9 protein-coding genes are annotated in these 12,519 nt (G+C 55.5%); 5 read left to right on the top strand and 4 right to left on the bottom strand.

Features of this window, described 5'->3' with window-relative positions; translation table 11 throughout:
- Nucleotides 1-361: 361 nt before the first annotated feature.
- A complete protein-coding gene (locus ALO43_RS25410; RefSeq protein ID WP_054998320.1) occupies nt 362-1,975 on the top strand; it encodes a hypothetical protein in 1,614 nt (537 codons plus the stop codon).
- On the top strand, nt 1,972-2,121 hold the full coding sequence (locus ALO43_RS30520; protein WP_155490481.1) for a hypothetical protein: 150 nt from the start codon (nt 1,972-1,974) through the stop codon (nt 2,119-2,121). Before ALO43_RS25410 ends, ALO43_RS30520 begins: the two co-directional genes overlap by 4 nt.
- A 564-nt stretch (nt 2,122-2,685) precedes the next feature.
- On the opposite strand, the gene ALO43_RS25400 is transcribed toward ALO43_RS30520, so the two are convergent.
- Nucleotides 2,686-3,615: a magnesium transporter CorA family protein gene (locus ALO43_RS25400; RefSeq protein WP_054998318.1), complete on the bottom strand. Its 930-nt coding sequence runs from the start codon at nt 3,613-3,615 to the stop codon at nt 2,686-2,688.
- 4 nt (nt 3,616-3,619) lie between these two features.
- Nucleotides 3,620-5,206 (bottom strand): RimK family protein, encoded by a 1,587-nt coding sequence (locus ALO43_RS25395; protein ID WP_054998317.1) that lies wholly within the window; start codon nt 5,204-5,206, stop codon nt 3,620-3,622.
- Nucleotides 5,207-5,299: 93 nt separating this feature from the next.
- On the opposite strand from ALO43_RS25395, the gene ALO43_RS25390 reads away from it, so the two are divergent.
- Nucleotides 5,300-6,463, top strand: a complete 1,164-nt coding sequence (locus ALO43_RS25390; RefSeq protein WP_005890866.1) for a GNAT family N-acetyltransferase/peptidase C39 family protein — start codon at nt 5,300-5,302, stop codon at nt 6,461-6,463.
- The gene (locus ALO43_RS25385; protein WP_024671524.1) at nt 6,460-7,359 is read left to right on the top strand and encodes a polysaccharide deacetylase family protein; all 900 of its coding nucleotides are present in this window, start codon (nt 6,460-6,462) and stop codon (nt 7,357-7,359) included. Before ALO43_RS25390 ends, ALO43_RS25385 begins: the two co-directional genes overlap by 4 nt.
- 7 nt (nt 7,360-7,366) lie before the next feature.
- Here ALO43_RS25385 and ALO43_RS25380 read toward each other — a convergent pair whose 3' ends face one another.
- Complete coding sequence (locus ALO43_RS25380; protein ID WP_051126723.1) at nt 7,367-8,308, bottom strand: LysR substrate-binding domain-containing protein; 942 nt, start codon at nt 8,306-8,308, stop codon at nt 7,367-7,369.
- A gap of 153 nt (nt 8,309-8,461) precedes the next feature.
- On the opposite strand from ALO43_RS25380, the gene ydiJ reads away from it, so the two are divergent.
- A complete protein-coding gene (gene ydiJ / locus ALO43_RS25375; protein WP_053932590.1) occupies nt 8,462-11,509 on the top strand; it encodes a D-2-hydroxyglutarate dehydrogenase YdiJ in 3,048 nt (1,015 codons plus the stop codon).
- A gap of 116 nt (nt 11,510-11,625) precedes the next feature.
- On the opposite strand, the gene yghX is transcribed toward ydiJ, so the two are convergent.
- Nucleotides 11,626-12,513, bottom strand: a complete 888-nt coding sequence (gene yghX, locus ALO43_RS25370) for a YghX family hydrolase (RefSeq protein ID WP_024690573.1) — start codon at nt 12,511-12,513, stop codon at nt 11,626-11,628.
- Nucleotides 12,514-12,519 lie beyond the last annotated feature (6 nt).

The raw sequence follows: 12,519 nt of genomic DNA, 5'->3' as shown, positions 1-12,519 counted from the left end.
GCGGCCAAGGCTGAGTGGGAAAAGTAAGTGCTCAGGCCGAACGGGTGCATTTTGCGCCGTCCCAAGCTCCAAAAATTATTGTTGTACATACAAGTCCAACTCACTACGTGCCAATGTTTGGCATTGGCATTGGCATTGGCATTGGCATTGGCATTGGCATTGGCATATGGCCTTGGGTGCTTTGCGGAAAAATTTTCAGCACTGCACGATAGTCGTGTAACCCATGCCTGGCGACTGGTGCTAAATATGAGTTCGTTTAATAGTAGTGATATTTAGCTTTTTATTTCTCAGAAATATCTCGTAAGTATCGTCACTTTAGTGTCATGCTAGAGTTGTTTTCTAATAAAAAAGGAGTAAATCCATGGCCGGAAAACGTCAGCACTATATTCCACGATTTTTGCAGTCTGGCTTTTTAGATGATCCGTACCACAAGGCCAAGCGAACTTGGTTGCATCGGCGCAATATGTCGGCTCTGCTAGTGGCGACCAAAAGCATCGGAGTAAGTGAAAATTTTTATTCAAAGATTAGAAGTGATGGTGCGAAAACTCTGGATGATATTATTACTGAAATTGAGGTGGATATTTTACATGAGTTCTCTGCTTTTAAGAATGCTCGGGAAGGCGAAGCTGTAGACTCAAAAGCGGCTGCTCGCCTTACGGTGCATTTAGTGCTTAGAACCGCTCACTTGCGATCTCTGTTTGAGCAAGGTGCAGTGAAGGCTTTTGACGCGGCTATACCTATTTTTTCTGATTCGGATATAATTCGCAGGCATATTAATCTAGATGATTCGGGCGGGAGGGTAGAGCTAAAAAAAATGATTGATCAGGCTCTTTGTGCACTGAGCGGTGAAGAGCTTTCCATGCCAGTGCCGTTGGTGTGTCGCATAGTTGAGTTTAGAGTTCGTGAAAACTTCGAAAGTTTTTTTGAAGAAAAAAATTCAACTATTATTCAGGTTTTGAAAGATATTCTGTTGCCTGTGCAAGACCAGATTCGAGATGCGCACAACAAAATACTGGAAGCATCAAAGCAAACTGTTTGGGAGGATGAGCTGTCAAAGTTGTCTTGGCGTGTTCAAGAGGTAGTCGGGGCTATACTTCCTGATTGTGTTGCGCTTGCCCGCGTAGTAGGTAAGGAGCTTTTACCTCTAATTTTTAATGGCGCGAAAAATATTGATCTTGTGATTTTTCCTATAAGTCATAATCGGTTGCTTATAGGTCGGGCTGATAATCATAATGCTATAGATATAAAAACTGTTAATGTTGCAAGCGCAACTTGTAGTGACAGCTTTTTTATTTCTCATCGAAATGAAGATGGAGAGGGACTTTCCCAGTATATAGGGCAAAAATCTGCCAATACAATTGATGCTGCTGTTAAAGAGGCTGTTTTTAGCTTTCGGCTAGCTGAGCATGAAAAGAATAATGACAATTCTCTGCCCTCTAAATCCATTCAAGCGGCAAGTGATTCTTCAAGTTCTTTCTCATTGACATTCAAAGATTTTGGCGATGCTGAGATGGTTAAGGGGATAGGCAATATTTTACAAGCTGTTATCGGGGAGCTGGGTCAAGATATACCGATTTCAGCGCTTGATGGTGTTACTTTTTCGCAAGATTACCCAGCTGCAATTCTAGAAATTGATAGGGGGGGTGCATTCGTAAGTAAAAGCCAGCCAAGAGATTATGGCCGGCCGGTAGCCAAGTCTGTAAGAGTGATTCGTGAAGGAAAAGTAAAAGTTCATTTAGTTGTTGATGCCTTAATTGCTTATCTTTTACTTTCTAATAAAGAAGATGTGTCATATTCAATTCATCTGTTACTTGCCCAGCTTTCTGAAGTGCTGCATGCAAGCTTCTACGAGCCTCTTCTTGAAAGTGACCGCAATGCAGAAATAGATGGAATAAGTAAAATGTTGTTTTCCAGCGTATCGCATGCGCCGATTAGTTATTTTTTTGCGCGAGAAAAAGTGCGTTTTTCGATATGAATGCTGGTGAAAGTTATGCGGCTTTAGTCAAGGATAGCTATGCATCTGCTAAAGAAAAAATTTGTTCAGCAAGGATGGATTATCGAGTAAGCGATAACATTGAAGTGTTACTGAATACAGCATTACCTCAATTGTCATTTTTTTGACTCATGCGGCTTAGTGGTTGGGCCACAGAGACGGTCTGTCGGAGTCTGAGTTTTTTCCTGGGTCGAAATTATTGGATGATTTAGAAGTCCTTGAGTTAAATCTTTGGCTAGAGCTCTTTGGGCGCGATCTTCGAAAACTGTATGATACTGAGGGCCAGTTCACGACTAAAAATATTTTTTCACTTAGTAGGCATGTTGAACGCATTTTATGGACTTTCCAGATATGTCCTTGGCTTATGGAAGATGGCACCATTTATGTCACAGTTCCCTTCGGCGATGATTTGGCCGCCTTGTCTGTCGATTTGTAATTTTTGTCGTAATAATTCAACTACAATCCAGAAACTTTGAGTTTTTTGTATCAGGCAGTAATTGCTGCGTAGTGACCTGTCACTGCCAATGTGGGGGCGGAAGCGCAGGACCCGCTAGGCGTATGTCGGCCCTTGGGCGTCGAGATCTATGACCTCGACGCTTCGCTGCTGAAGGGCTGGCAGTCTCCCGAGCGTGCCGCCTATAAAGGCCTGCATGGTCTGCAGGCGGCCAAGGCTGAGTGGGAGCAATGACGGGTCAGGTCGAGCGGGCCATTTTGCGCAGTCCAAGAACCATCAATGCCCCAAGCCCGAGCATTGCCAGCAACAAGGCCGGGTAAGACACCCACCAGTGCAGCGGGGCGGTCATCATGCTGAATTCGGACATGCCGCCGATTCCGGCAATCAGGTTCAGCGGCAGGAACACCACGTTGATCAATGTCAGTTTGCGTAACAGGTTGTTGGTGCTGTTGTTGACCAGATTGCCCCGAGCGTCCATCAACCCGGCGAACACAGTGGAATAGATCTCGGCCTGTTTGTAGCACTGGTCGTTCTCGATGATCATGTCGTCGATCAGCGCCAGGCTTGCAGTCGCGTATTGCTTGCCCTGCGCATGATTGCGCAAGCGAGTGAGCACCGCGCCGTTGCTGTGGATGGCGTTGATGTAATAGACCAGGCTCTCGCTGAGGTTGAACATCTGCACCAGGTGGCGGTTTTCCAGCGATGAGTTGAATTTCTGCTGCAATTCCCGGGCGACCATCTTGATGACCTTCAGATGCCCGAGGTAGTGATGGATGTTGTTGAACAGCATTTCCAGAAGGATATCCAGCGGCTGGCGCAACGGACGATGAAACCCCAGCGCGTCAAATGGCTGATCGTCATCGCAGATCAGCACCAGCTGATCCTGACTGAGCAGTACGCCGAATGAGGACACATCGAACGAAAAGCTGTCCTTGCCCGAATAGTTCTCGGGGCGTTTCCAGATCAGAAACAGCGCATCGGGGTGGAACTCGATGCGTGATATTTCATCCGGATCGAGCGCCGAAGCGACCGCATGCTCATCAAGGTGGAATTGCTCCAGCAACAGCCTGCATTCCCCGGCATCGGGTTTGCTGAACCACAGCACCTGAGCCTTTTGCGGATTGCACGCTTGCAACCGACCGTCATTGAGTTCCAGACCTTGAATCATCGTCTCACCATGTCTGACCGAGGCGTTTGAGTTCAAGGCGACGAATGAATTCTTCCAGCACCAGGCTGTACAGATCGTCTTGCAGGTAAGCGTCTTCGATACCGGCATCCAGATTCGGATTGTCGTTGACTTCGATAACCACTACCTGCTCACCGGATTGCTTCAAATCAACACCGTAAAGCCCGTCGCCAATCAGGTTGGCGGTCTTGAGCGCCAGTTCGACCACAGCACTTGGCGCTTCGTGTACAGCCAGCGTGCGGCACTCACCATTGACCTCGGCGCCCACTGCCTTGTGGTTATAGATCTGCCAGTGCCCCTTGGACATGAAGTATTGGCAGGCAAAAATCGGCTTGCGATTGAGAATGCCGATGCGCCAGTCGTATTCGGTGTAGAAAAACTCCTGAGCCAGCAGCAACACCGAGTGTTCGAACAGCTGGGCCGTCGCGGTGTGCATTTCTTCGGGCGTACTGACCTTGATGACGCCTCTGGAGAAACAGCCGTCAGGGATCTTCAGCACCAGCGGAAAACCCAGCCGTGTCGCGACATGTGGCAGCTCTTCGGGGCGGTCCTTGTAGAGAATTTCGGTTCTTGGCATCCCCAGGTCATGGCTTTTGAGCAGGTCTGTCAGGTACACCTTGTTGGTGCAGCGCAGAATTGACGTGGAATCATCCATGACCACCAGGCCCTCGCTTTCGGCCTTTTTGGCAAACCGGTAGGTGTGGTTGTCGACGCTGGTGGTTTCACGGATCAGCAGGGCGTCGTACTCGGCCAGGCGGGCGTAGTCCTTCTTTTCGATCAGCTCGACGTCAATGCCCAGGCGCTGACCGACGCGAATGAAGTTGGACAGCGCCAGCGCGTTAGAGGGAGGCAACTGCTCATGCGGGTCGTGGAGAATGGCCAGGTCATAGCGCGCCAGGCGGCGCGAGCTGGGTTGCCGCCAGATCTTGCGGCTGAAGCCGTCCAGTGCAGCGGCAAACTCATCCTGCTGATCATCACGCAAACGCGGCAGGGCGCCGGCTTTGATGCCTGCAATGTGCCACGTGTCGCGTTTGCGAAACTCGACCATCAGGATTGGACAGGGAAAGGCTTCAAACACTTGGCGGGCCAGGTCTTTCAATGGTTCAAGTGTGGTCTGACCGAAATACAGTGTCAGGGTAAACCCGTCCGTGTCGTTATAGGGGTGATCCAGAAGTGCTGTTTCCAGGCACTTGTCCAAGTTATCGAGTGCCAGGCCGTAGACGGATTTGCGGGTCAGTTCACTGATGGTTTTGACCGACGGAATAACATGGTGCTGCCGAGCCTCGGCCAGCAGCGAACAGTAATAACCGTGGCCGAGGTACTTGTAGCTCCGGCACAGGTTTATGACCTGCACGCGCTTGCCTGCGGTGGACTCGAGCGGTTTTTCAAAGTAGTCCTGCGCGCTGATCAGATCCTCGCTGGGGAAGTAGGATGCCCAGTCTTCAAGCCGTTCGACAATAATCAACAGTGGCCTCTGCGCTGCAAAGGAAGTTATTGGAAATGCACGGTTGGATGTTGCTGAATGTGCAAGTTGGGTCGATACTTCGTTCATCTTCACCTGTGCCGCTGACATGTGTAATAGGTCCGATGGGAAACAAGTCCTTTCTATTAAGCATGTGCTTTTTGAAATGTCCCGTTTCGTTACACAACTTTTACGGCGGTGCAGATGGACTTTATATTTCGTGGTGCAGTGGCAGGTGATGTCGATGCGCTGCTGGTTCTGGAGGACAGCTGCTTTGAAGGCGATCGACTGACGGCACGCAGCTTTCAGTGGATGATCCGCCGAGCGAACGCGTGCCTGATCGTCGCAGAGCACGCCGGGCAACTTGCCGGTTACGCGCTGGTGCTGTTCCATCGCGGCACTTCGCTGGGGCGTCTTTATTCACTGGCGATTGCCGACTCTGCGAGAGGGCAGGGTCTGGGCAAGCAGTTATTGCAGCGCGCCGAGCAACAGGCCGTCGAGCGCGATTGCGCCTATTTGCGCCTCGAAGTGCGACCTGACAACGCCGCAGCCATCGCACTGTACGAGCGCAGCGGGTACCGGCGCTTCGCTCAGGTGGACGACTACTATCAGGATCATGCTCCGGCGTTGCGTTACGAGAAGCGCATCGTCGAACACGTCAGGCACGACAGTCGCTCGGTGCCTTACTACCAGCAAACGCTGGATTTCACCTGTGGCCCGGCCTGTCTGTTGATGGCCATGAAAGCCTTGCAGCCAGCGCGCTTGATGGGGCGCGCTGAAGAGTTGCAGATCTGGCGCGAGGCTACCACGGTGTTCATGACCTCTGGGCATGGCGGCTGCAGCCCACAGGGGCTTGCGCTGGCTGCATGGCGGCGCGGCTTTGCAGTGAAGCTGCTGGTGTCTATGTCGGGCCCGTTGTTTCTGGCCGGGGTGCGCAGTGATAACAAGAAGCAGGTGATCCGCCTGGTTCACGAACAGTTTTGTCGCGAGCTTGACGCGGCAGGTGTGCAGTCGTTGCCCAACCGCTCGCTGAATTTGCCGGGGGTGCTTGCAGGCGGCGGCAAGCCGTTGGTGCTGATCAGCAGCTATCGCCTGACGCGCTCCAAGGCCCCGCATTGGGTAATGGTCACCGATTGCGACAGCGACTTTGTCTACCTGCATGACCCCGATATCGATCACAGCCTGCATCGTCAGGCAATCGACTGCCAGCATATGCCGGTCAGTCATGCCGACTTCAACCGTATGAGTTGTTTCGGGGCCGACAAACTCAGGGCTGCAGTGATTGTATTTGCGCCGCCTGTGGATGATCATTCGCCTGCGTTACACAAGGCTTCAGCAGCCCACTCAAAGGACCCAGCCCCCCGATGAAACCGCTTTTCAGAACCCTGTGGATCTTCGGCATCGCTGTGAGTCTGTCTGCCTGCATCAGTGCGCCGGTCCCGCTGACGGCAGGCACTGCCGAGAAGTTGCGTCAGCAGCCTCCTGTGCGGTTTTTGCTGACCTTCGACGACGGCCCGAGTGCTTCGACATTTTACAACCCGAGTATCACCGTGCTCGACAGCCTGGCCGACAACCCTGTGCAACCGGGCATCAAGGCCATATTTTTCGTGCAGACCGGCGCCACCGGTGCGGGCAACAGCGATCAGGGCCGGGCGATCATGCAGCGCGAGCATGAGCAAGGGCATCTGCTGGGTTTCCATACCGCCACGCCGCACCACACCAATCATCGTTCGTTGAGCGATGACGAACTGGAGCAATCCCTGACCAAGGGCTGCGCCATCATGGCCTCTATCACCGGCGCACCGACTGTCTTGCTGCGGCCGCCGTTCTGGAACTACGACAAGCGCACTTTCAGCGCTTATCAGCGGCATGACCTGCATGTGTTGCTGACCGACCTGAGCGCCAACGACGGCAAAATCTGGGGTTACAACTTCAGCCTGCGGCGTCGTTCGAACCTGGTCAGCCAGCTTTCCCAGGTTCGCGAGCGTATTGCTGCCGGAGAATTGCCCGCGGTAGACGGCGTAATTCCCGTGGTGGTGACCTTTCATGACCTGAACCGCTATACCGCGAGGCATGCGCGAGAATATTTGCAGATACTGGTCGACAGCGCCGCACAGACTGGCGTTCGACTGGCCGCCAAGCCGTTTTACGATGACAGCACCCAATTGCAGCGCGCTGCCTTGGCTCGCACCGTAAAGAACGCCGATCAGCCTGTGCGCTTACCCGGCGTATGGAACTGGATCTGGGACCGCAACGCTCACTGAAGACCGCTCAAGAAAGAGTGTTCTTGCGCGCCCGACCATCCTGAAACAACGTGTCTGGAAAGGGCGTCGACAGCAGCCAGTCTCTGAACACGCACAGCGACGGCAGGTTCTGAAAGCGCGTGGCGTACGCAAGGTAATAATTGCGCCCACTGTCCAGCGGCTCGAACAGCGTGACCAGCTCACCGCTGCTGATCTCGTCCTGCACCAGAATGCGTGGCACCAGCGCGATGCCGATCCCCGCTGTCACGGCTTGAATCAGGTGCGAGGTCAGCTCGAAGCTCGGGCCGGGACGCATGACGTGGTGAGCCAGTTGGTTGCTGTCGAACCAGTCCGACCAGGCATTGGGCCGGGAAACGACGCTCAGCAACGACTGCAGGGCTACCTCGGCCGTACTCATGGACCGGTAGCCGGGCAGTGCCTTCGGGCTGGCGATGACCACCAGCTTTTCGCTGACCAGCATATGGGCAATGTAACCCGGCCAGTTGCCATGGCCCGCGCAGATGATCGCGTTCATTTCACTGGCCACCGGTGTCAGGTCGGCGTTGACGATCCGCGAGTGGATATGCACCACGTAACCCGGGTGGCGAGTATAGAAATCATTCATCCGTGGCAGCAGCCATTTGGAGCCGAATGTCGGCAGCACGGCCAAGTGCAGCGTACCGCCCTCGGATTTGTGGGCGATGGTCTGTAAGGTCGCGCTGCGGATGCGGCCCAGCGCTGCGGCTAATTCGTGCTGATACAAAGCGCCTGCGGTGGTCAGCTCGATACGCCTGCCGTCACGCTTGAACAGCTCGACATCCAGTTGCGCTTCCAGCGCCTGTACCTGGCGGCTGACTGCGCTTTGGGTCAGTGAAAGTTCGTCTGCGGCCTTGGTAAAGCTGCCATGCCTAGCGGCGGCCTCGAAAGCGAGCAGGAGTGACATGGAGGGTGTCAGTCTTCGGGTGTTCATTCATAACACTCATGAAAAAGCGGCAGGTTTTACGTTTGCGCTGGAGGATGACAGGCGGGAGAATCCCGGTAACCGTTGATGACGCCACGTATTCGAGCGTTTGGAAGCATACGTGCTTTGCATATAAAACGCCTAGCCAGCAGGAAGACCACCATGATTGCGCTGTTGAAACCGACCTCCGCACAGGGCGGTGCCTACGACCGTTTTCTCGATGCCCTGACCGAGGGGGGCTTTCGCGGCGAAATCGCCAGGGATCATGGATCGCGCACGGTGCTGGCTACCGATAACTCCATCTATCAGCGCCTGCCGCAGGCGGCAGTGTTCCCGATGGACAGTCATGACGTGGCGATCGTCGCCCGGCTGGCAGCGCGGCCCGAGCACAAACAGGTGGTGCTGACCCCGCGTGGCGGTGGCACCGGCACCAATGGCCAGTCGCTTACCGACGGCGTGGTGGTCGATCTGTCGCGGCACATGAACAACATCCTCGAAATAAACGTCGAGGAGCGCTGGGTGCGGGTGCAGACCGGCGTAGTCAAGGATCAGTTGAATGCGGCGCTCAAACCGCACGGGTTGTTTTTCGCCCCTGAACTGTCGACTTCCAACCGGGCCACGCTGGGCGGCATGATCAATACCGATGCCAGCGGGCAGGGCAGTTGCACCTACGGCAAAACCCGTGACCATGTGCTGGAGTTGACCACCGTGTTGCTCGGCGGATCGTACGTTCACAGCCAGGCAATCGATGCCGAACAATTGGCCAGTGAGCAGGCGCGCACGGACCGGGCCGGTGATGTGTATCGTTGCGCGCAGCAGATCGCCGATACCCAGGCGCAGTTGATCAAAGATGTGTTCCCACCGCTTAACCGTTGCCTGACCGGTTACGACCTGGCGCACCTGCGCGAAGGCGACGGGCGCTTCAACCTGAACAGCGTGTTGTGTGGGTCCGAAGGTTCGTTGGGGTTCATTGTCGAGGCTCGGCTCAACGTGCTGCCGATCCCCAGGCACTCGATTCTGGTCAACGTGCGTTACGCAGGCTTCATGGACGCTTTGCGCGACGCCAAAGCCTTGATGGCGCACAAGCCGCTGTCCATTGAAACGGTGGACTCCAAGGTGCTGATGCTGGCGATGCAGGACATCGTCTGGCACGGCGTGGCTGAGTATTTTCCTCAGGACCCTGCAACGCCCACACTGGGCATCAACCTGATCGAGTTCAGTGGCGACGAATCGAGCGAAGTGGAACAGCGTGTCCATGCCTTCGTCGAACACTTGCAGGCAGATACTTCGGTAGTGCGCCTGGGCCATACGCTGGCCATCGGCAGTGCTGCGGTGAATCGGGTCTATGCCATGCGCAAGCGCTCCGTGGGGTTGCTCGGCAACGTCAAAGGTGAAGCACGGCCGCAGCCGTTTGTGGAAGACACCGCCGTGCCACCGGAAAATCTGGCCGACTACATTCAGGAGTTTCGCGCATTGCTGGACAGTCATGACCTGCAATACGGCATGTTTGGCCATGTGGATGCGGGAGTACTGCACGTGCGGCCGATTCTGGACATGAAAGACCCGGCGCAGGCTGCGTTGATTCGGCCGATCTCCGACGCTGTTGCCGCCTTGACCAAGCGCTACGGCGGTCTGTTGTGGGGCGAGCACGGCAAGGGCCTGCGCTCACAATACGTGCCGGAATATTTCGGCGAGCTATACCCCTCGCTGCAGGCGCTCAAGGCGGCTTGCGACCCCCATAACCAGCTTAATCCCGGAAAAATCGCCACGCCTGCAACGGTTCCTGATGCACGGTTGACGCTGGTGGACGAAGTGACGTTGCGCGGTGACCTGGATCGCAGGATCGACGAGCGGGTCTGGAAGAGCTACGACAGCGCGCTGCATTGCAACGGCAATGGCGCCTGTTACAACTATGACACCGACGACGCCATGTGCCCGTCGTGGAAGGCCACTCGTGACCGCGTTCACTCACCCAAGGGCCGTGCTTCACTCGTCAGGGAGTGGTTGCGTCTGCAAGGCGAGCAGGATGTAGACGTCTTGACCGCCAGCGCCAGGGCGCGTACTGCCAATGTGCTGAAAAGTCTGGCCGAGCGGACCGTCAATAGCGTAGCCAGAGTCGCGGGGCAGAAGGATTTTTCCCACGAAGTCTATGACGCAATGGCCGGTTGCCTGGCCTGCAAGTCCTGCGCGGGGCAATGCCCGGTAAAGGTCAATGTGCCGGAATTCCGTTCGCGTTTTCTGGAGCTTTACCACAGCCGCTATCTGCGACCGATCAAGGATTACCTGATTGGCTCGCTGGAATTCAGCATCCCGCATCTGGCGCGCTTTCCGAAGTTGTACAACGCCATCATGCGTGCAAGGCCCGTGCGCTACCTGCTTGAGCACGTTGCCGGTATGGTCGACAGTCCATTGCTGAGCCTGATGGACTTCCGCGCCGCCTGCGCGCGCTGGAACGTCGGCATAGCCACGCCCCAGCGGCTGGCCGCGCTGACCGATCAAGAGCGCAAACGTACGGTGGTGCTGGTGCAGGATGCGTTTACCCGTTATTTCGAAACGCCGCTGGCCGCTGACTGGCTCGAGCTGATTTCGCGGCTGGGTTATCAGGTTTATCTTGCCCCGTTTGCGCCAAATGGCAAACCTCTGCAGGTGCAGGGTTTTCTGGGGGCATTCGAGAAGGCGGCGAGCTTCAACAGCCAGTCGCTGGGCAAGCTGGCGAACTACGGCATCCCGCTGATTGGCCTGGACCCGGCCATGACCCTGGTCTATCGCCAGGAATACAGCAAGACTCTGGGCAGCGAGAACGTGCCAAGCGTCATGCTGCCGCAGGAATGGCTCGCAACCGAGCTTGAAGAGCAAGCCGATGCTATCTCGGACGAGACTTATTACTTCCTGCCGCACTGCACCGAAAAAACCAATGAACCAGGCAGCGTCGGCCTCTGGCAGAAAGTCTTTGCCCGCGCCGGCCTGAAGCTGGAGGTTTTGGCCAGCGGCTGCTGTGGTATGTCGGGCACCTATGGGCATGAAACCAGAAACGCCAGGACCAGCGAGACTATCTACCGCCAGTCCTGGCAGCCATTGGTGGCGCGTCACGGCGGTGACGGCCGACTGGTCGCCGACGGCTATTCATGCCGCAGCCAGGTCAAACGTCAGGATGGCAAAGTGGTGCAGCATCCGTTGCAAGTGATGCTGGAGCGGATGAGGGCACTGTAACCCTGACGCAGAGCGTCGCACCTGAGGTTATCGTTCCGCACGCTCCAGCGTGGGAATGCCTTGCGTGACGCTCTGCGTTACATATCAGTGCTGCGCCGCCTGTTCAGGATGAGCCCTCACACCAGGTACTTGTTGAACCAACTCAGTGTCCGCTCCCATGCCAACTTGGCGGCTGCCTCGTCATAGCGGGGGGTGGAGTCATTGTGGAAGCCGTGGTTGGCGCCTGGATAGATGTACGCTTCGTAGGTCGTGCCTGCCGCCTTCAATGCCTTCTCGTACGGCGGCCAGCCTTCGTTGATGCGGGTGTCCAGCTCGCCATAGTGAATCATGACCGGTGCCTTGATCTTCACCACGTCTTCAGCGTTTGGCTGGCGTCCGTAGAACGAGACCGCAGCCCCAAGCTCCGGGTAAGCGACCGCTGCTGCATTGGTGACGCCACCGCCGTAACAAAACCCGGTGATGCCGACTTTGCCGGTGGTCGCGTCGTGCGTCATCAGCCATTCTATGGCGGCAAAAAAGTCGTTCATGAGCTTTTCGGGATCGACTTTCTGCTGCAATTCTCGGCCCTTGTCATCGTTGCCCGGGTAGCCACCAACCGATGAAAGACCGTCCGGTGCCAGGGCGATGAACCCGGCTTTGGCCACGCGACGTGCGACGTCTTCTATATAGGGGTTCAAACCGCGATTCTCATGCGCCACCACCACGCCAGGTACTTTGCCGGTAGCTTTTGCAGGACGCACCAAGTAGCCCCGAACTTGTCCATGACCCTTGGGGGAAGGGTAGGAGACATATTCGGCAATGATGTCCGGGTCGGTAAATTCGATCTGTGTGGCCAGCGCATAGTCAGGGCTGAGTGAGGCAAGCAACGCGCCTGCGGTCAGACCGCCCAGCGAGAACAGCGCCGCCCGGTCAAGAAACTCGCGCCTGTTGATCTTGCCGTGCGCGTAATAGTCGTAAAGCTCGAGCAGTTCAGGTGCAAAATCTTTCGCAGTGAGACGTTCCATCGGTAC

The organism is Pseudomonas tremae (genome assembly GCF_001401155.1).
Taxonomy (GTDB): domain Bacteria; phylum Pseudomonadota; class Gammaproteobacteria; order Pseudomonadales; family Pseudomonadaceae; genus Aquipseudomonas; species Aquipseudomonas tremae.
This window is presented reverse-complemented; position numbering and strand designations above follow the sequence as displayed.

Coding starts and splice junctions, on each gene's coding strand:
- ALO43_RS25410 (WP_054998320.1), top strand. CDS start 362: ATGGCCGGAAAACGTCAGCACTATATTCCACGATTTTTGCAGTCTGGC.
- ALO43_RS30520 (WP_155490481.1), top strand. CDS start 1,972: ATGAATGCTGGTGAAAGTTATGCGGCTTTAGTCAAGGATAGCTATGCA.
- ALO43_RS25400 (WP_054998318.1), bottom strand. CDS start 3,615: ATGATTCAAGGTCTGGAACTCAATGACGGTCGGTTGCAAGCGTGCAAT.
- ALO43_RS25395 (WP_054998317.1), bottom strand. CDS start 5,206: ATGTCAGCGGCACAGGTGAAGATGAACGAAGTATCGACCCAACTTGCA.
- ALO43_RS25390 (WP_005890866.1), top strand. CDS start 5,300: ATGGACTTTATATTTCGTGGTGCAGTGGCAGGTGATGTCGATGCGCTG.
- ALO43_RS25385 (WP_024671524.1), top strand. CDS start 6,460: ATGAAACCGCTTTTCAGAACCCTGTGGATCTTCGGCATCGCTGTGAGT.
- ALO43_RS25380 (WP_051126723.1), bottom strand. CDS start 8,308: ATGAACACCCGAAGACTGACACCCTCCATGTCACTCCTGCTCGCTTTC.
- ydiJ (WP_053932590.1), top strand. CDS start 8,462: ATGATTGCGCTGTTGAAACCGACCTCCGCACAGGGCGGTGCCTACGAC.
- yghX (WP_024690573.1), bottom strand. CDS start 12,513: ATGGAACGTCTCACTGCGAAAGATTTTGCACCTGAACTGCTCGAGCTT.